Below are 23,801 nucleotides of genomic sequence, written 5' to 3'. Positions count from 1 at the left end.
CGGTGCGCACCTTCATTGCCTTCACGATGACGCTGTGCCTGCTCGGCGGCGCCTGGCTGCTGCGGGGGCCGGCCTTCTTCTGGCCCGACCGCCTCGACCCCTCACAGGGCGTGTTCCTTGGCGGGTTATCGGCGCAACTGCTGGGCGCGGGCCTGCTGACCATCGCCGGACTCGGGGCGATGGTCATCGCGCGCGCGGCCCGCGGTGTTCGCGGCGCGGCGACGCGCGGGTGGCAGGTCCGCTACTTCCTGCTGATCCTGATTGCGCTGGGCCTCCTCAGCGCAGCATTCAGCCTCGGCGAACGCGGGCCGAACCCGGACTGGCGCACGCCGGGCAGCAGCGCCGATCCGACGTAGGGCGGATGAGCCGAAGGCGTTATCCGCCGCATGAACCGCGCGTCGGACATGCACGGCCGCCATACGGCGGAAGGCGCTGCGCTTTTCCGCCCTACGCGAGCCGCCGGTCAGCCGACCTGAACCGCCAGCCCCTTCAGATACTCCCCTTCCGGCACCGCAAGCCCGATCGGGTGGTCAGCCGCAGCGGACAGCCGGTGCAGGATGCGCGCATCGGCACCGGCGTCGCTCGCCGCGCCGGCGACAATCTTCTGGAAGAGCTCCAGCCCGATACCCCCCGAGCACGAGTAAGTCATCAGGATGCCGCCCGGGTTGAGCAGGCGGAAGCCGAAGAGGTTGATGTCCTTGTACGCGCGCGCCGCACGATCGGCATGCGCGGCCGAGGGCGCGAACTTGGGCGGATCGAGCACGATGAGATCGAAAGTCCGCCCCTCGGCCTTCAGCGCGCGCAGCGCGGCGAACACGTCGGCCTCCATCCACTCCGCGCGGCCCCCGTCCAGCTGCGGGTTGAAAGCGATGTTGCGGCGCGCGACCTCCAGCGCCGGCCCCGACGAATCGATCGACAGCACCGACGTCGCGCCGCCCGCGAGCGCCTGCAGCGAGAAGCCGCCGGTATAGCAGAAGCAGTTCAGCACGCTGCGTCCCGCCGCGAGCAGTCCGGTGAGGCGGCGGTTGTCGCGCTGGTCGAGGTAGAAACCGGTCTTGTGCCCGGCGACGACGTCGACCTCCATGCGCACGCCGTTCTCGACGATGGTCAGCGCCTCCTGAGGCAACTCGCCGTACACGCAGCCGGTCTTCGGCCCCAGCCCTTCGAGCTTGCGCACGTCGGAGTCGGAACGCTCATACACCGCCTTGCAGCCGGTCGCCTGCACCAGCCCGGCGACGATCGCGTCGCGCCATTTCTCGGCGCCGGCGCTGGTGAGCTGCACGACGACCACGTCGCCGAAGCGATCCGCGATCACGCCCGGCAGGCCGTCGGACTCGCCGTGGATCAGGCGCACACCGCTCTCGTTCGCGAGCAGCGGATGGGTCGCGCGGCGGGCGACGGACTCGGCGACGCGACGCTTGAAGAAGACGTGGTCGATCGAGACGTCCGGCGCGAAGGTCCACATGCGCGCGCGGATCTGCGACTCGGGCGACCACGCGGCACGGCCGAGCGGGCGGCCGTCGTCCGCGACGACCTCCACGGTATCGCCGGGCCGCGCGCGGCCCTCCAGGCGGGCCACGGAACCGGCGAACACCCACGGGTGGCGGCGCAGGAGCGAACGCTCCTTGCCGGGATTGAGTACGAGCTTGGACATGGCGCAGACCGCGGAAGGATTCAGGCGCGTGAGTGTATAGCCACGCGCCGCGCGTCGCTAGCGAACCATCGACGGCGCCACCGGGACCGGGCTTCAGTCCTGCATGCGCTTGCGGATGCGGTCGGCGGTGTCGAGCAATTCCGGTAGGTCGCGCGAGCCCAGAAGCTTGCCGAAATGTTCGATCGCACGCGCGGTCAGGAACAGGTGTCCGTTGCCGCGACGCGTGATCCAGCCGAGCTCGACGAGGCGCACGATCTTGCGCCGCACCGTCTCGCGCGGCAGGCCGGTTGCCGCGGCGATCGAATAGGCGTTGCACGGGCGCATGACGGCGGCAAACCTGTCGCCATCGATGCTCACATTCGCCTCGCCGCTGTTTTCAAGTGCGCCGATGTTATGCAAGGCGATTTCGCCGAGCAGCAGCGGCAAGAGGATGTCGCGCTCGAATTCTTCGAACAGGCGCCTCAGGCTGCGTATCTGGTAACGGGCCAGCAGGATCGCTGCGGTACGCAGGGGTGAGGGACAGGAGCCCTCTGCCACCGCATAGCCGCGCTCTCCGGCATTGGGGCTGTTGGCCTCAGGATTCTTTGTAGGACGGTCCATGGCTGCCTTTCTCCCAACGCCCGCAACTGGGGGCGTAAGGCAGACTTGTCGGGGGGAACGACGTGGTTTTATTGGGGGTCTTCTTGCTTTGAGCATAGCGCAGACCCGCCCCGCGACCGGGATTTTCGCTACCCGGTTTGGGCAGGATTTCACAACCCGGAATTTTTAACCAAATATTTCCGACGAGAGGCGAGTCAACGGCGACGCGCGCGCGGATGCGCGGCATCATAGACTTTTGCGAGATGCTGAAAGTCAAGATGGGTATAGACCTGCGTGCTGCGGATGCTCGCATGGCCGAGCAATTCCTGCACCGCCCGGAGATCGCCGCTCGACTGCAGTACATGGCTCGCAAAACTGTGGCGCAGCATGTGCGGATGCACATGCACGCCGAGTCCGCGCATCTGCGCCCAGCGCGCCAGGCGCGAGCGTATCGCTCCCGAACTCATGCGCGTGCCGCTGCGCGTGACGAAGAGCGCAGGCTCGCCGTTCCGGGCCAGATCGTCGCGCTGCGCGAGCCACGCCGCGAGGGCGGCGACGGCCTGCGTGCCGACCGGCACGGAACGCATCTTGTTACGCTTTCCCCGCACGGTGACCATGCGTTCGGCGAGATCGAGTGCGGGTCCGACGTCGAGCGCCGCCAGTTCCGCGAGCCGCAGCCCGGACGAATACAGCAGCTCGAACATCGCATGATCGCGCACCTCCAGTCCGTCCCCGGTCTCGGCGTCGAGCAGCGCCTGCGCCTGGTCGGGCGAAAGGGCCTTCGGCAGCGGCTGCGGCGATCTGGGCGGGCGCACCCCATCGGCGGGATTCACGCCGATCTCCCCGCGCTGACGTATGAACCAGCGGAACAGCCCGCGCCAGGCCGACAGCGCGCGCGCGATCGAACGCCCGCCCAGCCCTTCGCCGTGCATGCGCGCGACAAAGCGGCGGATGTCGTGGGAAGACAGGGCCTGCGGAGCACGTCCGTCGGCAAGCCGATGCAGGCGTTCGAGATCGCGACGATAGTTCTCCAGCGTCAGCGCGGCGGCACGCCGCTGGGTCGCGAGATAGCCGAGATAGGCCGCCAGCCACTCGGGCGACGGCTCCGCGACAACGGCCGGATCGTCGCGGCCGGTCATCCTCAGCCCAACTGCCGGCGCAGCGCCGAAGCGACGATGTCGCCGATGCGCGAGACGTAGAGCGTGCCCATCTCGGGGTAGAAGCGCTCGCTCTCCTGGCTGCCGAGGGCGAGCAGGCCGAAAGTCTGCGCGTCGCGGCGCAGCGGGATCAACGCGACCGACCGCACGTGCGCCGAGGCGTCGCCAAACCATTCGAGCACTTCGAGATTGGCCGGCGCGCCGCAGAGGGGATGGCGCATGTCGCCGGCGAAGAAGCGTACCGCCTCGCTGACCGGAGCGAAGTCATCGCCCTCGCGGGTCAGCACCGAGTTCCAGATGCGCAGCACGATGTTGGGCACCGCGAAGTCGTCGCGCAGGTTCTCGAACAGCGCGTGACGCAGGGTTTCGTAGTCCTCGGCCTCGAGCAGCGCGAGCGTGAGGCGATGCACTTTCTCGCCGATCTCGTCGTTCTCCTCGCCGAAGCGGATCAGCTCGGCGAGCTTGCCTTCGAGGAGCCGGATCTTGTCGCGCAACGCGTGCAGCTGGCGCTCGGCGAGCGAGATCGCCTGTCCGCCGTGCGGATGCGGCACCGTCAGCAGGGTGAAAAGGTCGCCGTGCTCGGCGAGGAAGTCCGGATGTTCCTTGAGATATCGTGCGACGTCGGCTGCATTCATGGAAAGACCACTCCCTGCGGACGGTTCGCGTCCGCGCGTGTTCATTGGCAACCGGGCGGGCGCGTGGATTGCACGGCACCGCCCGGCTCGATCATGCGAGTTCGATCTCGCCTGCAAATACCGTCACGGCCGGACCGGTCATCAGCACCGGCGCACCGACGCCCGCCCATTCGATCTCCAGTTCGCCGCCGCGCGTCTCCACGCGCACCGGCGACACCAGCAGCTCGCGCCGGATGCCCGCAACCACCGCCGCGCACGCGCCCGTGCCGCAGGCGAGCGTTTCGCCGGCGCCGCGCTCGTATACGCGCAGGCGGATGCGGTGCTCATCCACCACCTGCATGAAGCCGGCGTTGACACGGGCGGGGAAGCGCACGTGGTTCTCGATCGACGGGCCCTGCTCAGCCACCGGCGCGGCATCGATGTCGGCAACGACCTGCACCGCGTGCGGGTTGCCCATCGACACGGCGGTGATCGCGACCGGCGTGCCGGCGACATCGAGCGACTGCACGACGGCGTCCGAATCCGACACGAACGGCACGCGCGCCGGCTCGAATACCGGCACGCCCATGTCGACGGTGACGAGGCCGCTGTCCGCGAGGCGCGGCGCGATCACGCCGGATTTCGTCTCGACGCGGATCTCGCGCTTCGCGGTGAGCCCCTGCTCATGCACGAAACGCACGAAGCAGCGCGCGCCATTGCCGCACTGCTCGACCTCGCCGCCGTCGGCGTTGAAGATGCGATAGCGGAAATCCACGTCCGCCTGCCCGGCCGGCTCGACGACCAGCAGCTGGTCGCAGCCGACGCCGAAATGGCGGTCGGCGAGGAAGCGGACGCGCTCGGGCGTGAGTTCGACGTGCTGGCGCACGGCATCGATGACGACGAAATCGTTACCGAGGCCGTGCATTTTGGCGAAGCGCAGATGCATGGAAAGTGTTCCGCTCAGAAGGTTCGAATCGGCGCGAGCCGAACTATGGGATTTTCGCGCAGCGTCCGGGGGGAGTCCAGCGCGGCCGCGCCGCTCAGTACGGGCGCTTTTCGCCTGGCGGACGCGTCTTGAAGCGCCGATGCACCCAATAATACTGCTCGGGCATCGTGCGCACGACCGACTCGATCCACTGGTTCATGCGCAGCGTGTCGGCCTCGACGTCCGCGGTCGGGAAGTCCGCCCAGGGCTCGCCCAGCCGCGTCACGTAACCCTCGCCGCCGGGCAGCATCTCGGTCACACAGGGCACGACGGCCGCGCGCGCAAGGCGCGACAGGCGCGACAGGCCGGTGATCGTCGCCGCGGGCACACCGAAGAAGGGTACGAAGATCGAATCCTCGCGCCCGTAGTCCATGTCCGGCAGGTAATAGAACGGCCGCCCCGCCTTCATCGCCTTCACGGTGCCGCGCACGCCGTCCTGGCGCGACAGCAGCAGCTGGTCGCCGAAGCGGCTGCGCCCGTGGAACAGCCAGCGATCGAACACCGGGTTGTTCTGGCGCGCGTAGACGCTCACGCTGTCGAACTCCATCGCGAAGCGCGCGCCGCCCATATCGAGGCCGAGGAAGTGCGGCGCCAGCAACAGCACCGGGCGCCCCGCGGCGATCAGGGCGTCGACGTGCTCGCGCCCTTCGAGCCGGATCAGGCCCTTCAGGCGCGCCTCGCTCGCCCACCACAACAGCCCGCGCTCGAGCATGCTGCGACCCAGCGCGCGAAAGTGCGCCCGCGCGATGCGCGCGCGCTCTGCCTCGTCCATCGCCGGAAAGCACAGGCGCAGGTTCACGTTCACGATATGGCGGCGCCGGCCCGCGAAGCGGTACAGCAGCTCGCCGACCGCCGCGCCGATGCGCGCCTGCACGCCCAGCGGCAACCAGTGCAGCAGCCAGAAGAGCGCGACCGCGATCCAGCTCGCGATGCGCGCCATCATCGTTCGCCCTCCGGCGCCGGCACGCCCGACGGACGCTTGTAGCGGTTGTAGCCCCACAGGTACTGCGCCGGACCGGCGAGGATCAGGCGCTCGATCTCGCGGTTGATCGCGACGCAGCGCTCCTCCAGCGTGCCGGCGATCGGCTCGACCGGCTCGGAAACGCGCACGACGTAGCCCTCGCCGCGCGGCAGGCGCTCGGTCCAGATCATCAGCGCCTTCACGCCCTTGACCTCGGACAGACGCGCCGCGAGCGTCATCGTCCACGCCGGCTTGCCGAAGAAGGGCGCCCACACGCCCTCGCCTTGCCCCGGCGCCTGGTCGGGCAACATGCCGACCATCTCGCCGCTGCGCAGCGCCTTCACGAGACGCCGCACGCCCGACACGTCGGCCGGCGCGACGCGGATCTCGCCGCGCGCGCGCCCCGCTTCCATCAGCGGACCGAGCGCCGCCTTGCGCGGCGGGCGGAACAGCACCGTGATCGGGCCGTGCGTGGAACAGTACTGCGCGCACATCTCGAAGCAGCCCAGATGCGGCGTCAGGAACAGAACGCTAGCCCCCTCGGCGCGTGCGCGCTCGATCAGCTCGCGACCTTCGATGCGCACGACGCGCGCCAGCACCTCGTCCTGCGGACGCAGCCACACGAAGGGCAATTCGAGCGCCTGACGGCCGGCCTCGGCAATGGCCGCCTTCAGCAGCGCCGGATCGGTGCGCCCGACCGCGTTCGAGAGATTGGCCTCGAGCCTGCGCGCGTAGGACGGCGAGAAGCGCCACGCGAGCCAGCCGGCCCAGCCGCCGAGGCGGTGCAGCCATGCGAGCGGCAGTCGCGCAAGAATCCGGAAGAGTAGATTGACGATCACGGGCAAAGGGCCGGATCGCGGGCAGGAAGTCCGCGATTGACCGGCCGGGTCCAAAGACTATAATTATCCCCTAGCCGCCGAGTTAATACGACAACTTGCAGGGCGGCGCCCGAACGTACCTGAGCGGTCGAGGCAAACAAATACTGCTAAAGCGTCGCCTGCTCGACGAAATCCCCGGAGCCGGCCACGACGCCGGAAATCTCTGGGGATTTTTGTTTTCAGGAGCAGTGCATGAGCAGGGAATTCCTCTTCACCTCGGAATCGGTCTCGGAAGGCCATCCGGACAAGGTCGCCGACCAGGTCTCCGACGGCGTCCTCGACGCGATCCTCGCCGAAGACCCGAAGGCGCGCGTCGCCTGCGAGACGCTGGTGTCCACCGGCCTCGTCGTGATCTCGGGCGAGATCACCACCAGCGCGCACCCGAACTACCGCGAAATCGCGCAGGAAGTCATCCGCCGCATCGGCTACGACAACTCGGACATCGGCTTCGACTACAAGAGCTGCGCGGTGCTCGCCGCGATCAACCGCCAGTCCGCGGACATCGCGCAGGGCGTGAATGAAGGCGAAGGCCTCGATCTCGACCAGGGCGCCGGCGACCAGGGCCTGATGTTCGGCTACGCCTGCAACGAGACGCCCAGCCTGATGCCGCTGCCGATCTACTACGCGCACCGCGTCATGCAGCGCCAGGCCGAGCTGCGCAAGGACGGACGCCTGCCCTGGCTGCGCCCGGACGCAAAGAGCCAGCTGACGGTGAAGTACGTCGACGGCAAGCCGGTCGCGATCGACACCGTCGTGGTGTCGACGCAGCACAGCCCGGAGGTCTCGCACGCACAGATCGCCGAGGCCGTCATCGAGGAGATCATCAAGCCGGTGCTGCCGAAGGAACTGATGCGGGGCGAGGTGCGCTACCTGATCAACCCGACCGGCCGCTTCGTCATCGGCGGCCCGCACGGCGACTGCGGTCTCACCGGGCGCAAGATCATCGTCGATACATACGGCGGCGCGGCCCACCACGGCGGCGGCGCGTTCTCGGGCAAGGATCCGTCGAAGGTCGACCGCTCGGCTGCCTATGCCGGCCGCTGGGTCGCGAAGAACATCGTCGCGGCCGGCCTCGCCGACCGCTGCGAGGTACAAGTCGCCTACGCGATCGGTGTCGCGAAGCCGGTGTCGATGATGATCGAGACCTTCGGCACGGGCAAGGTCGCCGACGAGAAGATCGTCGAACTGGTGCAGCGTCACTTCGACCTGCGCCCGAAGGCGATCATCCAGGAGCTGAACCTGCTGCGCCCGATCTACAGCAAGACCGCGGCCTATGGCCACTTCGGCCGCGACGAGCCGGAATTCACGTGGGAGAACACCGACAAGGCCGCCGCGCTGCGCGCCGACGCCGGGCTGTAAGCAGGCACGGGGCGGGGTCACACGATTCCGCCCTGCCTCCCGGCCCCATCGCCGGGGGCGTCAAGCCACAGTGCGTGCCGCGTTTACGGCAGCTCCGCCGGCTTGGTGAACACGAAGTCCCTGTCCTTCACCGGCTGATGGCAGCCAAAGCACTCCTGCACGAAGTTCGCGTCCGCGCCGTAGGGCTTTTGTGCCTTGCCGAGCCAGCGCGCAAAACCCCAGCCGCCGGTCGCGGCGTATTTCGCGCTGTCCTTGACCATGAATTCGGCATGGACGAAATCGCCGGGCGCGAGCGCCGTATCCCAGCGGTCGTGCTTCACCGCCTTCCACACCAGCTTGCCGAGAATCGCGCCATCGGGCCACGGGTTGGTTCGCCCCTCACGCGCCGCTTTCGCGGCCGCCTCGTTGCCGAGTACCGCGCGCAGCGTGTTGTTGTCGGAGCGCTGGTGCACCGACAGCACCTGCCACTGGCGGTAGCCTTCCGGCAGGGCAATGCCGTTTGGGGCGGGATCAGCCGCGGAAGCAGAGGCCGCGGCGCACAGCAGGACACCCGCCAGCGTGGAAAATCGTCTGTTCATGGAACATCCTCCGTGTCGGTGGTCGTGCCCGCCAGCGCGAGTCACGTCCTGATCAAACAGCCGACCTAGTCGAATTGTTCCCTGAATTGCGAAAGAAACTCAGCGGCGGCGCCGCTGCTGCGGGCTCACCGGACCACGGCCTTCGATGTGGCGGAAGGTGATGCGCCCCTTGCTCAGGTCGTAGGGCGACAGTTCCAGCGAAACCTTGTCTCCGCAGAGGATGCGGATGTGGTGCTTGCGCATCTTGCCGGCAGAGTACGCAACGAGATTGTGACCATTGTCCAGTGTCACACGGAATCGGGCATCAGGCAGCACTTCGACCACCACTCCACCCATTTCGATCAGTTCTTCCTTGGCGATGACGTTTTCTCCTGGGAAAGGCGAAAAAAGAAAAGGCCGGGCTTGTGCCAGGCCTTTCGGGGATGCGTTCCGGAACGGATTCCGGTTACCGGTCCCGCCAGGGACCGGAGGCGCGGCACTGCTGCCGCGCCGGCGCGGACTTAGTCAGCCGCGCGGATGTTCGACGCCTGCTGACCCTTCGGGCCGGTCGTGATGTCGAAAGTGACGCGCTGACCTTCGGCCAGGGTCTTGAAGCCGTTACCCTGAATCGCGGAGAAATGGGCGAAGAGGTCGTCGCCGCCATTTTCCGGGGTGATGAAGCCGAAGCCCTTCGAGTCGTTGAACCACTTCACGGTACCATTTGCCATGTCTTGAACTTCCTGAAAATAAATTGAATTGCCCTAAGGCGAGGGCGAATGTCAAGACGGCAGGGTGAAGAGGTGAGGAATGCCGCAATACAGCAGATACCGGACCAAACAACAACTGTGCTACTTGAAAATCGCTGCTGCGCACTGTGGACTGCTTTAGCCCACATTGCAACTAAAAAATTTCAAAAAATTCTTTACATCTGCGCGGCACCACGGAAAACGTCGCCTGCGTGCGGACGAGGATCGATACGACGCGTGCGGTCACTCGCGACCGACGGCCGAGCGCAAAGCCTCGGCAAGACCGGAGCCCTGAACCGCAACGCCAACGGATGTTCTAATATCCGGTCTTGCACCTCCACTCCGGATTTACCCCCATGTTGCATCTCGCGCGTCGCGCCCATGTGCTGTTGCTGTCCGGGCTGATGCTCGCCGGCTGCGCGTCGGCGCCGGCTCCCGCCTATCGCAGCGAGACCTTCGCCGCCGAATCGCCCTTCGTCACGTGGAGCACGCGCGACCCCGATGCGGCCTGCGAGGTCGGCAAGCGCGCGCTATTGAGCCAGGGCTACCAGGTCGATGCATCGAACGCGACGCGCATCCGCGGCGAGAAGTTCTTCCTGCCGAAAACCGACTACGGGATGACGCTCAATATCACTCTGGTGTGCCTGCCGAGCAACGTCGGCACCGCGATCTACGCGAACGCGCTGCAGACGCGCTACGAGCTGAAGTCTGCCGCGACCAGCGCCGGCGTCGGCGTCGCGGGCATCGGCTCGATCTCCCTGCCGTGGACCGCCGACAAGGAGGCGCTGGTCAAGGTCGGCGAGGAAACGATTTCCGACCCGGACTTCTACAAGCGCCTCTTCGGCCTGATCGACTCGCTGCAGGGCAGCTGATCCGCGTTGCCGCCGGCGCCTTGCGGCATCCGGCGACACCTACGCTATAATCCCGGCTTGCCGAGGAGCGCTGCGAGACTTTCGTCCCAGGCTCGGCTTCCGGAACTGCGCTCACCTTAACCCGTGCCGGGCACGGGGTGACGAGGTGAGCCCACCCGCAACACCCCTTCCCGGCCACACGTTCAGGAGTTCACATGAACACTGTGGCTGATACCTTCACCGATTACGTCGTCGCCGACCTCAAGCTCGCCGACTGGGGCCGCAAGGAAATCCGCATCGCGGAGACCGAGATGCCCGGCCTGATGGCGATCCGCGAGGAATTCGCCGCCGCGCAGCCGCTGAAGGGCGCGCGCATCACCGGCTCGCTGCACATGACGATCCAGACCGCGGTGCTGATCGAGACGCTGACGGCGCTCGGCGCCGAGGTGCGCTGGGCCTCGTGCAACATCTTCTCGACGCAGGATCACGCAGCCGCGGCGATCGCGGCCGAAGGCATCCCCGTGTTCGCCGTGAAGGGCGAATCGCTCGCCGACTACTGGGACTACACCCACCGCATCTTCGAATGGAATGACGGCGACCAGGGTGAAAAAGTCTATTCGAACATGATCCTCGACGACGGCGGCGACGCGACGCTGCTGCTGCACCTCGGGGCGCGCGCCGAGAAGGATCTCTCGGTGCTGGCGAAGCCCGGTTCGGAAGAGGAGACCATCCTCTTCGCCGCGATCAGGGCCAAGCTCGCGCAGAATCCGACCTGGTACTCGACCCGGCTCGCGCAGGTGAAGGGCGTCACCGAGGAGACCACGACCGGCGTGCATCGCCTGTACCAGATGCACGAGCGCGGCGAACTGAAATTCCCGGCGATCAACGTCAACGATTCGGTGACCAAGTCCAAGTTCGACAACCTGTACGGCTGCCGCGAGTCGCTCGTCGACGGCATCAAGCGCGCGACCGACGTCATGATCGCGGGCAAGGTCGCGGTGGTCGCCGGCTACGGCGACGTCGGCAAGGGCTCGGCGCAGGCGCTGCGTGCGCTCTCCGCGCAGGTGTGGGTCACCGAGATCGACCCGATCTGCGCGCTGCAGGCCGCGATGGAAGGCTACCGCGTCGTGACGATGGACTACGCCGTCGAACACGCCGACATCTTCGTGACCGCCACCGGCAACTACCACGTGATCACGCACGACCACATGGCGAAGATGAAGGACCAGGCCATTGTGTGCAACATCGGCCACTTCGACAACGAGATCGACGTCGCCTCGATCGAGAAGTACCAGTGGGAAGAGATCAAGCCGCAGGTCGACCATGTGATCTTCCCGGACGGCAAGCGCATCATCCTGCTCGCCAAGGGCCGCCTCGTGAACCTCGGGTGTGCCACCGGCCACCCCTCCTACGTGATGTCGAGCTCGTTCGCGAACCAGACGATCGCGCAGATCGAGCTGTACACGCGCACAGCGGATTACCCGGTCGGTGTCTACACGCTGCCCAAGCACCTCGACGAGAAGGTCGCGCGCCTGCAGCTGAAGAAGCTCAACGCGCAGCTCACCGAGCTCACCGACGCGCAGGCCGCCTACATCGGCGTGTCCAAGCAGGGCCCGTACAAGGCCACCCACTACCGCTACTGATCGGAGCGAGCCATGGCCAAACCTGAAGTTTCGATCGAGTTCTTCCCGCCCCAGACACCCGAGGGCGACGACAAGCTGCGCGCGACGCGCGACAAGCTCGCGCGCCTGAAGCCCGCCTTCTTCTCGGTGACCTACGGCGCAGGCGGTTCGACGCGCGAGCGCACCTTCTCGACGGTCAAGGAGATCGCCGCGCAGGGCTTCGAGGCCGCACCGCACCTGTCGTGCATCGGTTCGACGCGCGCCGGCATCCGCGAGATCCTCGCCGACTACACGGCCGCGGGCATCCGCCGCATCGTCGCGCTGCGCGGCGACCTGCCTTCCGGCGTGGGCGACCCCGGCGAGTTCCGCTACGCGAACGAGCTGGTGGAATTCATCCGTGCCGAGACCGGCGACCGCTTCCGCATCGAGGTCGCGGCCTATCCGGAATGGCACCCGCAGGCACGGAGCCCGCAGGACGATCTGCTGGCCTTCAAGCGCAAGGTCGAGGCCGGCGCGGACTCCGCGATCACGCAGTATTTCTACAACGCGGAGGCCTACCTGCACTACGTCGATGCGGTGCGCGCAATGGGTCTGGACACGCCCATCGTGCCCGGGATCATGCCGATCGTGAGCTTCCACAAGCTCGCGCGTTTTTCCGACGCGTGCGGCGCCGAGATCCCACGCTGGATGCGGCGGAAATTCGAGTCCTACGGCGACGACACGGAATCGATCCGCGCCTTCGGCCTCGACGCGGTGACTGCGCTGTGCGAGCGCCTGCTCGCGAACGGCGCCCCCGGCCTGCACTTCTACAGCATGAACCAGGCCAGCCTCACGACGGCCATCTGCGAGCGCCTCAAACTCGTCTGAAACGACGGGCACCCCTGCTTGGGCGGGGGTGCCCGTGTTCGCGCGGAGAGCCTCAGCTCGAGCGTGTGCCTACAGCGTTCGCGATGTCCTGCAGGCAGTCCAGCACTTCCATGCTCGCGGCCTCCATCGCCGCGATGTCCTGCAGCCCGGACTGACTGTCGCCCGACAGCAGCCGTTCGAGGCCGCGCCGACCGCTCTCATGCACGCGCGCGTGCGGCGTCTCCAGCCGGCGATAGCCCGGCAATGATGCAAAGTGCTTGCCCGGTCCCTCGTAATACCACTGCCCGAGCCTGCACTTGTGATGGCTGGAGAACTCTTCCGGGCGCTTGGCAGAATTGCCCGACGCGGCCTTGTAGACCTCCATCTTGAAGATCAGGTGGTCGAGCTTGGCCAGTTCGACGAAGCTGCGCACCGCGGCCCCTTCCATCATGTCTCCCATCTCGCGCGACAGCCCGAACAGTTCGGTCATGCTCCCACGCGCGCTGCGCCCGTCTTCGGCCGCTTCCGAGGCTTTGCCGGCGAGCGTCTGGATCATCGCCTGCGTTTGCCCCGTCTCGCCCTGGATGGCGCCGACCAGCTCCGAAATTTCGTTCGTCGCCGCCGCGGTACGCTCTGCAAGCTTGCGCACCTCGTCGGCCACCACCGCGAAGCCGCGCCCCTGCTCGCCTGCGCGGGCGGCCTCGATGGCCGCATTGAGCGCGAGCAGGTTGGTCTGGTCCGCGATCTCGCGGATCAGGCGCACGATCCCGTCGATCTGTCCCGCACGCTGATTGAGCTGATGCACGGAATGGACCGTGCCGCGCGTTTCCTCCGCCAGGCCGTCGAGGCTCGTCGAGATGCGCTCGATGGCCGCTGCGCTGTCGCTCGCCGACTGCGTCGAGCGCTGGGCGACATCACGCTGCTGCTTGAGCCCGTCGGCCAGCAGGCTGAACGTGCCCTGCACCGAAACCAGCGACTCGCCGTAGGTTTTCAGGTTTCCGAACAGCGCGTCGAGCGTCTCCGTGCGCAGCGCCGCCGCCTCCAACTCGCTGCGCTGACGCGCAAGCTGCTCCTCGAGCCCGGCCGAACGCGCGCGCTCCCGTTCCAGCGCCTCCTTGCTCGCTGCGAGCTCCTGCCTCAAGGCCGCGAGCTCGGCACCGCTGCCAAACCATCCCATTTTTCCTCTCCCAACGCATCATTCATCAGGAACCCGGCGCCGGGCCGGCGCAGGAGATCCCTTCCAGTCGAAATATCGGCAAGAAACGTATGCCATTTAGTCTAAATCGATTTTCTTATACACATTCCGGTATCCGCCCGCCGGAGCGCTCCGGGCAAAGCACAAAAGCGCCCCGGCGAGGCGGCCGGATGTCATTGACGGGGCGTCAGCTACGACTATATATGTAGAGTGAGACGCAATCTCACTTACCCCGACAGGGCGGCATCTGCACCCTTCGCGGCTCGGCTTTCCGATTGACGCGTCCGCTTGCCCCCGACCGCCCCCTGGCCAATCAGCAACGAGGAGAACAACCATGGCCTACCGGATCGAAGGACGACTGCTGGAAGTCTGCACCTGCAAGGCGATCTGTCCGTGCTGGATCGGCGACGATCCCGATGGCGGCACCTGCGACGGCACGCTCGCGTGGCACATCGACAACGGCGAGGTTGACGGCACCGACGTGTCGGGGCTCACCTTTGGCATGCTGGCGCACATTCCCGGCAACGTGCTGAAGGGCAACTGGCGCGCCCTCGCCTTCGTCGACGAGCGCGCCAGCCCGGCTCAGGAAGAAGCGCTGCTGTCGGTGTTCACCGGCAAGCTCGGCGGACCGGTCGCTGACCTGGCACAACTGGTCGGGGAGGTGGTCGGGGTGGAACGCGTCGGGATCGAGTTCGACGTCAAGGAAGGCTCCGGACGGCTGCGCATCGGCAACACCGTCGCAGCCGATCTCGAATGCGCGCGCGGGCCCGATCAGCGCCCGACCGTGATGAGCGACACGATCTTTTCGACGATCCCCGGCTCGCCCGCCTACATCGGCCGCGCGCCGCTCTACCGCGCGCAATCGGAGCCGCTCGGCATCAACGTCAACCTGAGCGGCTACAACTCGGTGCAGGGCGCGTTCTGCTTCCAGGCCTAGCCCCCCGTAACCACCCACCTGACAGAGTCCATGGCCGCGGCGCAAGCTCCGTTGCGCGCGATCTCCCGGCGCGACACGTTCGCCGTCGCGCTGGGAGCGCTGGCGCTCGCAGCGTGGGTTGCCTTGTGGCTGTGGGAGCGTTCGCCCTACGGCCGCTACCTCAACCATGCCGAACTCGGCGGCCTCGCGCACGCCGCGACGGTCGATGCGGTGCTGGCGCAGTCGGCCCTGTACGTCGGCGGCTGGCTGCTGATGACGATCGCGATGATGCTACCGACGACGCTACCGCTGCTCGACGCCTTCCGCCGCATGACCGCGCTGCGCGACGACCGCCGCCGCCTGCTCGCCCTCGTGATCGCCAGCTACCTGGGCGTTTGGCTCGTCGCCGGCGCCGCGATGCATCTCTTCGATTTCGGCCTGCACGAGGCCTTCGAACACCTCGCCTGGCTGCAGGCCAACCCGTGGGTATTCGGCGCCGCGCCGCTGCTGCTCGCCGGCGCCTTTCAGTTTTCGGACCTCAAGCACCGCTGCCTCGAGCGTTGTCGTGCGCCGGTCGGTTTCGTCATCCAGCATTGGCGCGGCGGCAGCCCCGCACTCCAGTCGCTGGCGATCGGCGCACATCACGGCCTGTTCTGCGTCGGCTGCTGCTGGGCGCTGATGCTGCTGATGTTCGCGCTCGGCACCGGCAGCATCGGCTGGATGCTCGCGCTCGGCGCCGTGATGGCGATCGAGAAGAACCTCAGCTGGGGTCGCCGCCTCAGCGCGCCGCTGGGTGTCGCGCTGCTGCTATGGGGTGGTGCGATCGCCCTCCCGCAGCTCCTGGCCTGACCGTCGGACGGCCGCTCACCCCATGCCGTGACGGCGCATCCATGTGCGGAAGTCCGCCTTCGCCGCCGCGCCGCGCAGGCGTCCCAGATGCAGCACCAGATTCTCGACCATCGTGTGCGCCGCGATCGCGGCCATGACCTCCAGTCGCTCCTCGGCGCCCATGCCGTGTTCGGCCAGCTTGTGGTCGATATCGCAGAAATGGCGCGCCATCAGGCTGCGCGCCTCGCGCTCGCCGATGGCGAGGTCGCCGAAATCGATGTGATCCTCGGCTTCGATCTCGGCGATCAGTGACTCGACGGATTCTGGCGTCATGGCGGAACCTCGCGCGAATGTTGGCATCCGGTTGGACCGCCCCTGTTGGCTGCGAGTTGCCTCGAACCTGCCGTCAGCGCCGCGCCATCACCAGCACGCCGGCGATCACAAGCACGGCCCCGCCCAGCTGGAAGATGCCGAGGGCCTCGTCGAGCAGCAACCAGCCGAGGAAGATCGTCACGACCGGGCCCAGCGTGCCCATCAGCGACACTGGCCCGGCGCCCAGACGGCGGATCGCCTCCGACACGAGCCACACCGGCGCGACCGTGGACAGCAGCGCCATCGCGGCGCCCAGCGCATACACCTGCCACGGCAGATCGAGCGCGGAAACCGGACGCAGCACGAAGAACTGGCCGATGCAGAGCACGCAGGCGATGCTCGTCGCGAAGGCCGTCACGCGCATTGCGCCGAGCCGGCCGACGACCTGGCCGTTACCCATGAGATACAACGCGTAGGACAGCGCGCTGGCGAACACCAATGCGCCGCCCAGCACGACATCGCCTGCCTCGCCGGCGACGTGCAGATCGTGCCCCACCGCAAGGCCGATGCCGCAGTAACACAGCGCCAGCGCCGCCAGCGTGCGCCGGCCGATCGGCTTTGCGAGGAAGAGCGCCGACAGGACGATCACGAGCGTCGGATACAGGAACAGAATCAGGCGCTCGAGCGAGGCGGTGATATACCGCAGGCCGAGGAAGTCGAGGTAGCTCGACAGGTAGTAGCCGGAAAAGCCCAGCGCGAACATCCACAGCCAGTCGCGCCCGTCCATGCGGTGCACCGCGCGCGCGTCGGCGACCAGCCCCATCACGACGAAGAACGGCAGCGACAGCCCCATGCGCAGCGCGAGCAGAGTCTCAGCGTCCACGCCGTAACGGTACGCGAGCTTGACGAAGATCGCCTTGAACGAGAATCCGATCGCACCGAGCGTCGCAAACAGCAGCCCGGTGCGATTCGAGGCGAGGCTCATCCGGTCAGTTTCGGCGCCTCATCGGCGGCGGCCGCCCAGCAGCGAACCGAGCAGCCCGCGCACGATCTCGCGCCCGACCGAACTGCCGATCGTGCGCACGACGGTCTTCGCGGCGATCTCGACCAGCCCCTCGCGCTTGCCGCCGCGCGGCCCGGTTGTACCGAACAGGATGTTGCCCATGCCGCCCAGGGCGCCGCCGCCGTCCTGCGCCGCGCCAGCCCCCTGCCCCGCGGGCGCACCGGCAGAAGCACCGCCGGAAGCACCGGCCGAGGCGCCTCCCGCCTGCGCGCGCAGCATCTCGTAGGCCGACTCGCGATCGAGCAACTTCTCGTAGTGGCCGTACAACACCGAGCCCTCGATCGCGGCCTTGCGCTCGTCCGCCGTCATCGGGCCGAGGCGCGACGCGGGCGCGATCACGAAGGCGCGCTCGACGACCTCGGGGCGGCCCTTGTCGTCGAGGAAGGACACCAGCGCCTCGCCCACGCCCAGTTCGGTGATCGCGGTCGCCGCGTCGAAGGCCGGGTTCGCGCGCATCGTCTCGGCCGCAGTCTTCACCGCCTTCTGGTCGCGCGGCGTGAAGGCGCGCAGCGCGTGCTGCACGCGGTTGCCGAGCTGGCCGAGCACTGTCTCGGGCACGTCGAGCGGGTTCTGCGTCACGAAATACACGCCGACACCCTTCGAGCGGATCAAGCGCACGACCTGCTCAACCTTCTCGACCAGCGCCTTGGGCGCCTCGTTGAACAGCAGGTGCGCCTCGTCGAAGAAGAACACCAGCTTGGGCTTGTCCAGGTCGCCGACTTCGGGGAGTTGTTCGAACAGCTCCGCCAGCATCCACAGCAGGAAGGTCGAATACAGCTTGGGCGAGTGGTAGAGCTTTTCCGCGGCGAGGATGTTGATCACGCCGCGGCCCTCGTTGTCGGTCTGGATCAGATCGGCGAGGTCCAGCATCGGCTCGCCGAAGAAGCTGTCGCCGCCTTCCTGCTGGAGCGCGAGCAGGCCGCGCTGGATCGCGCCGATCGACGCGGCCGAGACGTTGCCGTACTCGGTCGTGAACGACTTGGCGTTGTCGCCCACGTACTGGATCATCGCCCGCAGGTCTTTCAGGTCGAGGAGCAGCAGGCCGTTGTCGTCGGCAATCTTGAACACCAGCTGCAGCACGCCGGCCTGCGTCTCGTTGAGGTTCAGCAGGCGGGCGAGGAGGAGCGGCCCCATGTCGGAGATCGTCGCGCGCACGGGATGGCCCAGTTCGCCGAAGACGTCCCAGAACACTACCGGGTTGGCGCGCGGCGTGTATTCGGTGATGCCCAGTGCGGCGAGGCGCTGCATGAGCTTGTCGGACGCGACACCGGCCGCGCCGGCGCCCGACAGGTCGCCCTTCACGTCGGCCATGAACACCGGCACGCCGATCGACGCGAAGGCCTCGGCCATCTTCTGCAGCGTCACGGTCTTGCCGGTGCCGGTCGCGCCGGTGATCAGCCCGTGGCGGTTGGCGAGGCGGGGCAGCAGGGTGATGTCCTTGTGGGCGGTCTTTGCAATCAGCAGCGGCTCGGCCATGTCGGGATGCCTCTCTCGTTCGTTTATGTCGGATGCAGTGTAGCAGCGGCGCGGCAGGCGGCCGTCACGGCGGCGAGCGGAAATCGCACAAGGCCACGCAGCGCTCGTAGGCGTCGTCGCACGCGGCAGTCTTCGGTGTGCATGAACGCAGCCGCTCGCCGCAGCCGCGCACGCAAGCGTTCCATTCGGGCTGCGCCGGCGTCGGCCGCGTGAGCAGGCGCGGAGCCGCGCTTTCTGCGGTGCAGGCGCGCAGCGCGAAGGTCCGCGGCGGACCCGGGATGCGCTCCCACTCGTCGGCGGAAAACTGCAGGTCGCGCTCGAGCGCGTCGATGCGCGCCGCATCGAGCAGCCCCGAACGCTGCAGCGACTCCAGCCCGTGGCAGTCCGCGCGCCGCGCATCGGCCGCCGTGCGTGCGCCCTCGACCGGCAGGCCGAGGTTGTGGCGGGCGCATTCGTGTGCGAACAGGAACAGGCGCGATTCCGGCGTCAGGTGCGGCAGGACCGCCTCGTTGTAACGGATCTCGGGCGCGCCCCCCGCACGGCTCGCGACCACGCGATCGAGCGCGGAATCGCTCACTGCGGCCACGGTACGGCCGTCGGCGTCGGTGCAGCCGTGGTAGCTCGTCCGCTCCTGGGCATGTGCCCCTCCGCCCGCGCACAACTGCGCGAGTACCGCGCCCAGCAAGACCCAGCGCCGCATCGTCTCTCCCATTCGCGTCAAGCCGGCATTGCGGCATGCGCAGTCAAAAAATAATGACAGGAATCTACCAGAGCCGGCGGGCTTCGGGACAGATCGCCGCCGTGAAGATGGGTGCGGCACCCCTGTATAATGCGCGCGGTTCTGTTCTTTCAACGCCACCCGGCAGGATTCGAGGTTTTTTATGGCTGGTCATTCCAAATGGGCCAACATCCAGCACCGCAAGGGCCGTCAGGACGCGAAGCGGGGCAAGGTCTTCACCAAGCTGATCAAGGAAATCACCGTCGCTGCGCGCATGGGCGGGGGCGACCCGAACTTCAACCCGCGCCTGCGCCTCGCCGTCGATAACGCGAAGACGCAGAATATGCCAGGCGAGAACATCGACCGCGCGATCAAGCGCGGCACCGGCGAACTCGACGGCGTGAGCTACGAGGAAGCGCGCTACGAAGGCTACGGCATCGCCGGCGCCGCGGTGATGGTCGACTGCCTCACCGACAACAAGACCCGCACCGTCGCCGACGTGCGCCACGCCTTCTCCAAGTACGGCGGCAACATGGGCACCGACGGCTGCGTCGCGTTCCAGTTCAAGCACTGCGGCCAGTTGATGTTCGCCCCGGGCACGAACGAGGACGCGCTGATGGAAGCCGCGCTCGAGGCCGGCGCCGAGGACGTCATCCCCAACGACGACGGCTCGATCGAAGTCGTCACGGCGCCGTACGAGTTCTCCACCGTGAAGGACGCGCTCGAGAAAGCCGGCTTCAAGGCCGAATTCGGCGAAGTCACGATGAAGCCGCTGAACGAAACCGAACTCGAAGGCGACGAGGCGGCGCGCATGCAGAAGCTGCTCGACGCGCTCGACGCGCTCGACGACGTGCAGAACGTCTATACCTCGGCGGTGATCGACGAGGAATAAGCCCCACGGCTGGCGGCAACGCAACACGCGCCACCGCGACGCATCAGAACGAACAGGGCCGGACATCCGGCCCTGTTCTTTACGGCCCCCGGCTGGCGTCAGTGCGAGCCGAAGAAACCGATAGCAACCAGCGTCAGCAGCGTCAGGCCGGCGGCGATCAGCGTGAAGCCAAGGATCTTCGACCCCAGCGCCATCGGACGCGAGGGCTCATCCACGATGTACTTCTCCAGTTCCCCACTCTTCAGCAGGCGCTCGTACTCCAGCGCGTGCTCGCGGCGGTACTCCTCGACCGGCATCGAGCCCGTGAACATCACGACTTCCAGCGGGAACTTGTCCGGACGGAAGTGGTTGTTGAAGAAATGCACGGTGAACAGGAACACCACCGCCAGGAAGGCTTCCTCGCTGTGGAAGATCGCCGCGACGTTAAACACCCAGCCCGGCAGGTAGGTGGCGGTGATGGTCGACGCCCACATCATCAGTCCGCTCACGCCGATGATGGTCACCCCCCAGAACGGCGCCCAGTAGTCGAACTTCTCCCAGTAGGTCCAGCGGTCGAACACGGGGCGCTCACCCTTGCCGAAGAACCACTTCAGCATCGCGAGGAAGTCCTTGCCGTCCTGCAGCCCCGGCACCAGCGAGGTGGGCCCGAAGATGCGGAATTCCTTCCAATTGCGCGCGAGCTTCACCGCGACGTAGGCGAGATGCCAGAAGAACACGGCCGCGAAGATCACCGCATTGACGCGGTGGATCAGCCCGGCGATCTGCGGTCCGCCCAACGCCTGCATGAGCGGCACGGCCCAAGGAGCGTCCGGATAGAAGAGCGGGATGCCCGTCAGCGTCAGGATCATCAGGCTTAGCGCGAAGGTGAGGTGCGCGGCGCGCCAGGTCGCGCTGAAACGGCGGAAGTGCCTGCCCGCATGCCTGTCGCCGGCCAGGCCCGGTGCGTCGGCGCGCACGTGCGGGCGCACCTTGCCCTGCTGGCGGTCGCGCAGTTCGCGCCAGAACCATAGCAGCGTGTGCAGCCAGAAGAAGCCGAAGGTGCCGACCAGCAGCTGCACCATCAGCTGGTTCGCGAGCCACATCTGCGGGTAGCGCTCGAAGTCGCCCGCGTGGCCATGCGGCTGGTAGCTGGCGAAGCCCGGCGGCGCCTCGGGCAGGTCCTTCTTGCCGTTGTGGCATTCCTTGCAGGTCTTCATCCGCTTGTCCGGATGCACTTTGGAGTCCGGGTTCTTCACCGCCAGCACGTCGTGGCTGCCGTGACAGTCGAAGCACTTGGCCGTGTAGGCGTAGCCCAGCGTGTTGACCTGGCCGTGGTAGGTCGCCTTGTAGGACTTGAAGTTTTCCTCGTGGCAGTTTCCGCATTCGGCGGTCACCGCAAGCTTGAACGGGGCGAGCGAGGTGTTACCGACGGCGTGGGCGCTGTGGCAGTCGCTGCACACGGCGGCTTTGGCGTCCTTCTTCTCGAAGATCGCCTCGCCGTGGATCGATTCGGTGAAAGTTTCGAGCGATTCCTCGTGGCAGCTCTTGCCGCAGGTCTCGGGCACCCCCAGGCGCCACTCGGCATACTGCGGCGAGTCCTTGGGCGGGACATTGAAACTATGGCTGCTGTGACATTCGTCACAGCTCGCGTTCGGCCGCGTGGGGTCGTCGGCGTTCTTGCGTGCGTGGAAGGACTCCTTGTACGCGACGATGTTGTCGGAGACCACGCCCAAGCGCGGCCTGTCCTTCGCCGTCCCGTCCTGCTTGGCACGCTCCCACAACTCTTCGTGGCAGGACGCGCAATCCTTCACCTTCTGCGCCGGATCCCTGCGGTGGGCATTGTCCGTCTCGGCGTTGTCGCTGATCTCGGTGTGACACGCTACACAGTCCATCTTCGCGTGCGCGCCGCCCGCGAACGCCTCGGCCGGCACAGCATGGAGTTCGCGGGATTCGCCGTCGGCGCCGGGCACCTCGATCGCGGTCTTGCCGGCAGCATGACAGCTCAGGCATTTTTCGTTGTCGAGCCCGGGCGGTGCAGCCAGCGATGTTCCGGCAACACCGCCGAACAGACAAACCAGAATGGCGGCCGCGGCCGCGCGTAGATCGAAACGTTTCAGTCGCATGGTCGAGCTTCCGCAAGGGTCCATGAAAACGCCGCGACGAGCGCGGCGTTGTATAGCGGGCGACGCGGACTCCGGACTTGCCGGCCCCGCGCCCGGGGCCGCCTTACGGCAGCTTCACGGCCTTGATGTCGGCCTTCGCCCCGAAACCGATCGTCTTGACGAAGGACACCTGGTGGCCGCGCGTGGTGATGTTGTCATCATGCACGGCGAAGCCGACATTGTATACACCTCCGGCCTTCAGGGCTTTGTCGTCGTCATTGGCGAGACCGAGCGGACGGACCATGACCACCGTCCACACGCCGTCCTTCCAGCTCGAGATGGCGTTATTGTCGGCGGCCGACCCCTTGGCGTCGGCGCGGCTGACGACGTAGTCCGGGATCATGTCGCCTTCCTTCCAGCCGGCGTTCGGATCGAAGGGCACGGCGTTCTGCTCACGGATGAGGAAGTGGTCGCCCTTGTGCAGCTGGTCGACGGTGATCGACTTGTAGCCGACCTTGCTGGCGTCCCACATGAACTTCGGCTGATGCGTCTTCGCATCCGCGTTGCCGCCGAACATTTCCTTACCCGAATCGCTGAGGCGGAATTCCAGCACGTAGCCGTCGTCGGTCATGCCGACCGGATTGCTGCGATGCGCACGCCACTGGATCAGGTCGACGAAGCCGCCGGCTGCCTTGATCTTGGCGATGTCCTCGACACTCTTGCCGGTCTTCCAGTCGGACGGGTCGGTGCGCGTGTCGGGCAGGTACTTGCGCACGTCGCGCTTCTTGATCGCCTGCAGCAACGCGTTATTGGCGACCTCGTCCTTGGTGAACTGCTTCGCCATGTCGCGCTGGCCGTCGTGGCAGGTGAGCCAGCAGCCCTGGTTCGCGAAACCCGGCACCTTGCCGTCGTCGATCATGACCGACATGCGGTCTTCATAGATGCCCATTTCCTGGCCGTCCTGCACCGGCTTGTCGAGCTTCGGGTAGCCGAACACCTTCCATTCCTTGCCGTCGAAACGCAGGTACTGGTGCTCCGCGCCGGGATAGGCATTGTCGGTCTTCCACTGGAATCGCAGGTAGGCGTTCTTCGCGTCGTACGCGGCCTGCACCTTCAGGGCCTTGTAGCCGGACTTGCCCTTGACCGGGCGGGGCTCGAGGCGGCCGCCCTTGACGATCTCCTCGCCGATGTCCTTCTCGGCGTCTTCCTCGTCGTGACACGAGGTACAGGAATCGCCGCGCACGACCTCCTTGACGGCCCCTTCGTGCGCGTCACTGCGCAGCCATTCGTAGGACGACTGGCCGGGAAAGAACAGCGGCACGGTCACCGCAGGAACCTTGCCCCAGTTGATCTTTGCCGGGTCGGCGGCCTGCGCCGCACCGATGCCCAGAAGCGCCAGGCTCACGAACAATGCCGTTTTTTTCATTTTGTGTTCCCCTGATTGTCAAGATGACAAGAAGACCCGATGAATTGGATCCAATGTAATAGCGGGATGCGGCCCGCGCAGTGCG

The 23,801-nt window shown here is 66.8% G+C and carries 25 protein-coding genes, 1 pseudogene and 1 riboswitch; of the genes and pseudogenes, 8 read left to right on the top strand and 18 right to left on the bottom strand.

All coding sequences use genetic code 11. The features are described from left to right. The first annotated feature begins 2 nt into the window (after positions 1 to 2). Positions 3 to 356, top strand: a complete 354-nt coding sequence (locus AzCIB_RS02340) for a hypothetical protein (RefSeq protein ID WP_050414417.1) — start codon at positions 3 to 5, stop codon at positions 354 to 356. 107 nt (positions 357 to 463) lie between these two features. On the opposite strand, the gene AzCIB_RS02335 is transcribed toward AzCIB_RS02340, so the two are convergent. The 7 genes from AzCIB_RS02335 to AzCIB_RS02305 form a co-directional block, all read right to left on the bottom strand. After that, positions 464 to 1,654 (bottom strand): class I SAM-dependent rRNA methyltransferase, encoded by a 1,191-nt coding sequence (locus AzCIB_RS02335; RefSeq protein ID WP_050414416.1) that lies wholly within the window; start codon positions 1,652 to 1,654, stop codon positions 464 to 466. Positions 1,655 to 1,747: 93 nt separating this feature from the next. Continuing rightward, complete coding sequence (locus tag AzCIB_RS02330; RefSeq protein ID WP_198149604.1) at positions 1,748 to 2,254, bottom strand: IclR family transcriptional regulator; 507 nt, start codon at positions 2,252 to 2,254, stop codon at positions 1,748 to 1,750. A gap of 194 nt (positions 2,255 to 2,448) precedes the next feature. Continuing rightward, positions 2,449 to 3,372 carry a tyrosine-type recombinase/integrase gene (locus tag AzCIB_RS02325; RefSeq protein ID WP_050414415.1) on the bottom strand — a complete coding sequence of 308 codons (924 nt, stop codon included), beginning with the start codon at positions 3,370 to 3,372 and terminating at the stop codon, positions 2,449 to 2,451. Between the two features lie 2 nt (positions 3,373 to 3,374). After that, positions 3,375 to 4,025: a DUF484 family protein gene (locus AzCIB_RS02320; protein WP_050414414.1), complete on the bottom strand. Its 651-nt coding sequence runs from the start codon at positions 4,023 to 4,025 to the stop codon at positions 3,375 to 3,377. 91 nt (positions 4,026 to 4,116) lie between these two features. After that, positions 4,117 to 4,950 (bottom strand): diaminopimelate epimerase, encoded by an 834-nt coding sequence (gene dapF / locus AzCIB_RS02315; protein WP_050414413.1) that lies wholly within the window; start codon positions 4,948 to 4,950, stop codon positions 4,117 to 4,119. A gap of 94 nt (positions 4,951 to 5,044) precedes the next feature. Continuing rightward, positions 5,045 to 5,929 carry a lysophospholipid acyltransferase family protein gene (locus tag AzCIB_RS02310; protein WP_050418167.1) on the bottom strand — a complete coding sequence of 295 codons (885 nt, stop codon included), beginning with the start codon at positions 5,927 to 5,929 and terminating at the stop codon, positions 5,045 to 5,047. Continuing rightward, a complete protein-coding gene (locus AzCIB_RS02305) occupies positions 5,929 to 6,789 on the bottom strand; it encodes a lysophospholipid acyltransferase family protein (protein ID WP_050418166.1) in 861 nt (286 codons plus the stop codon). Before AzCIB_RS02305 ends, AzCIB_RS02310 begins: the two co-directional genes overlap by 1 nt. Before the next feature lie 231 nt (positions 6,790 to 7,020). Between AzCIB_RS02305 and metK the strand changes: the two genes are divergently transcribed. Then, on the top strand, positions 7,021 to 8,187 hold the full coding sequence (metK, locus tag AzCIB_RS02300) for a methionine adenosyltransferase (protein ID WP_050414412.1): 1,167 nt from the start codon (positions 7,021 to 7,023) through the stop codon (positions 8,185 to 8,187). A gap of 83 nt (positions 8,188 to 8,270) precedes the next feature. Here the strand turns inward: metK and AzCIB_RS02295 are convergent, their stop codons facing one another. From AzCIB_RS02295 to AzCIB_RS02285, 3 genes are all read right to left on the bottom strand, one after another. After that, on the bottom strand, positions 8,271 to 8,765 hold the full coding sequence (locus tag AzCIB_RS02295; RefSeq protein WP_050414411.1) for a cytochrome P460 family protein: 495 nt from the start codon (positions 8,763 to 8,765) through the stop codon (positions 8,271 to 8,273). A gap of 99 nt (positions 8,766 to 8,864) precedes the next feature. Continuing rightward, the gene (infA, locus tag AzCIB_RS02290) at positions 8,865 to 9,125 is read right to left on the bottom strand and encodes a translation initiation factor IF-1 (protein WP_050414410.1); all 261 of its coding nucleotides are present in this window, start codon (positions 9,123 to 9,125) and stop codon (positions 8,865 to 8,867) included. 140 nt (positions 9,126 to 9,265) lie between these two features. After that, positions 9,266 to 9,472, bottom strand: a complete 207-nt coding sequence (locus AzCIB_RS02285) for a cold-shock protein (protein WP_050414409.1) — start codon at positions 9,470 to 9,472, stop codon at positions 9,266 to 9,268. Between the two features lie 374 nt (positions 9,473 to 9,846). Between AzCIB_RS02285 and AzCIB_RS02280 the strand changes: the two genes are divergently transcribed. The 3 genes from AzCIB_RS02280 (at position 9,847) to metF (ending at position 12,830) form a co-directional block, all read left to right on the top strand. Beyond that, positions 9,847 to 10,362 carry a DUF2242 domain-containing protein gene (locus tag AzCIB_RS02280; protein ID WP_050414408.1) on the top strand — a complete coding sequence of 172 codons (516 nt, stop codon included), beginning with the start codon at positions 9,847 to 9,849 and terminating at the stop codon, positions 10,360 to 10,362. A 56-nt stretch (positions 10,363 to 10,418) separates the two neighbouring features. Continuing rightward, positions 10,419 to 10,482: riboswitch (S-adenosyl-L-homocysteine riboswitch) on the top strand. Between the two features lie 74 nt (positions 10,483 to 10,556). Continuing rightward, positions 10,557 to 11,984: an adenosylhomocysteinase gene (gene ahcY, locus AzCIB_RS02275; protein ID WP_050414407.1), complete on the top strand. Its 1,428-nt coding sequence runs from the start codon at positions 10,557 to 10,559 to the stop codon at positions 11,982 to 11,984. Positions 11,985 to 11,996: 12 nt separating this feature from the next. Continuing rightward, complete coding sequence (gene metF / locus AzCIB_RS02270; protein ID WP_050414406.1) at positions 11,997 to 12,830, top strand: methylenetetrahydrofolate reductase [NAD(P)H]; 834 nt, start codon at positions 11,997 to 11,999, stop codon at positions 12,828 to 12,830. Positions 12,831 to 12,882: 52 nt separating this feature from the next. Here metF and AzCIB_RS25055 read toward each other — a convergent pair whose 3' ends face one another. Both AzCIB_RS25055 and AzCIB_RS25050 read right to left on the bottom strand, forming a co-directional pair. Then, on the bottom strand, positions 12,883 to 13,257 hold the full coding sequence (locus AzCIB_RS25055) for a CZB domain-containing protein (protein WP_502685655.1): 375 nt from the start codon (positions 13,255 to 13,257) through the stop codon (positions 12,883 to 12,885). Positions 13,258 to 13,305: 48 nt separating this feature from the next. Next, positions 13,306 to 13,986: pseudogene (locus tag AzCIB_RS25050) on the bottom strand (methyl-accepting chemotaxis protein); the annotation flags it as partial. Between the two features lie 352 nt (positions 13,987 to 14,338). Here AzCIB_RS25050 and AzCIB_RS02260 point away from each other — a divergent pair. Then, positions 14,339 to 14,941, top strand: a complete 603-nt coding sequence (locus AzCIB_RS02260; protein WP_050414404.1) for a DUF1326 domain-containing protein — start codon at positions 14,339 to 14,341, stop codon at positions 14,939 to 14,941. A gap of 30 nt (positions 14,942 to 14,971) precedes the next feature. After that, positions 14,972 to 15,769: a DUF2182 domain-containing protein gene (locus AzCIB_RS02255; RefSeq protein WP_083446850.1), complete on the top strand. Its 798-nt coding sequence runs from the start codon at positions 14,972 to 14,974 to the stop codon at positions 15,767 to 15,769. 15 nt (positions 15,770 to 15,784) lie between these two features. On the opposite strand, the gene AzCIB_RS02250 is transcribed toward AzCIB_RS02255, so the two are convergent. The 4 genes from AzCIB_RS02250 to AzCIB_RS02235 form a co-directional block, all read right to left on the bottom strand. Then, complete coding sequence (locus AzCIB_RS02250; RefSeq protein ID WP_050414403.1) at positions 15,785 to 16,081, bottom strand: hypothetical protein; 297 nt, start codon at positions 16,079 to 16,081, stop codon at positions 15,785 to 15,787. Between the two features lie 73 nt (positions 16,082 to 16,154). Further along, positions 16,155 to 17,045 carry a DMT family transporter gene (locus AzCIB_RS02245; protein ID WP_050414402.1) on the bottom strand — a complete coding sequence of 297 codons (891 nt, stop codon included), beginning with the start codon at positions 17,043 to 17,045 and terminating at the stop codon, positions 16,155 to 16,157. Positions 17,046 to 17,063: 18 nt separating this feature from the next. Continuing rightward, complete coding sequence (locus AzCIB_RS02240; protein ID WP_050414401.1) at positions 17,064 to 18,599, bottom strand: helicase HerA-like domain-containing protein; 1,536 nt, start codon at positions 18,597 to 18,599, stop codon at positions 17,064 to 17,066. 64 nt (positions 18,600 to 18,663) lie between these two features. Then, complete coding sequence (locus AzCIB_RS02235) at positions 18,664 to 19,299, bottom strand: hypothetical protein (protein WP_050414400.1); 636 nt, start codon at positions 19,297 to 19,299, stop codon at positions 18,664 to 18,666. Between the two features lie 181 nt (positions 19,300 to 19,480). Between AzCIB_RS02235 and AzCIB_RS02230 the strand changes: the two genes are divergently transcribed. Beyond that, positions 19,481 to 20,209 (top strand): YebC/PmpR family DNA-binding transcriptional regulator, encoded by a 729-nt coding sequence (locus AzCIB_RS02230; RefSeq protein WP_050414399.1) that lies wholly within the window; start codon positions 19,481 to 19,483, stop codon positions 20,207 to 20,209. 98 nt (positions 20,210 to 20,307) lie between these two features. Here AzCIB_RS02230 and AzCIB_RS02225 read toward each other — a convergent pair whose 3' ends face one another. After that, positions 20,308 to 22,311 (bottom strand): cytochrome c, encoded by a 2,004-nt coding sequence (locus tag AzCIB_RS02225; protein ID WP_050414398.1) that lies wholly within the window; start codon positions 22,309 to 22,311, stop codon positions 20,308 to 20,310. Positions 22,312 to 22,414: 103 nt separating this feature from the next. Then, positions 22,415 to 23,716 carry an ethylbenzene dehydrogenase-related protein gene (locus tag AzCIB_RS02220; RefSeq protein WP_050414397.1) on the bottom strand — a complete coding sequence of 434 codons (1,302 nt, stop codon included), beginning with the start codon at positions 23,714 to 23,716 and terminating at the stop codon, positions 22,415 to 22,417. Between the last annotated feature and the right edge of the window lie 85 nt (positions 23,717 to 23,801).

This window comes from Azoarcus sp. CIB, from assembly GCF_001190925.1.
In the GTDB taxonomy this organism is placed as follows: Bacteria; Pseudomonadota; Gammaproteobacteria; order Burkholderiales; family Rhodocyclaceae; genus Aromatoleum.
Note: the sequence above shows the minus strand (reverse complement) of the source record. Positions and strands in the feature narration are given on the sequence as shown.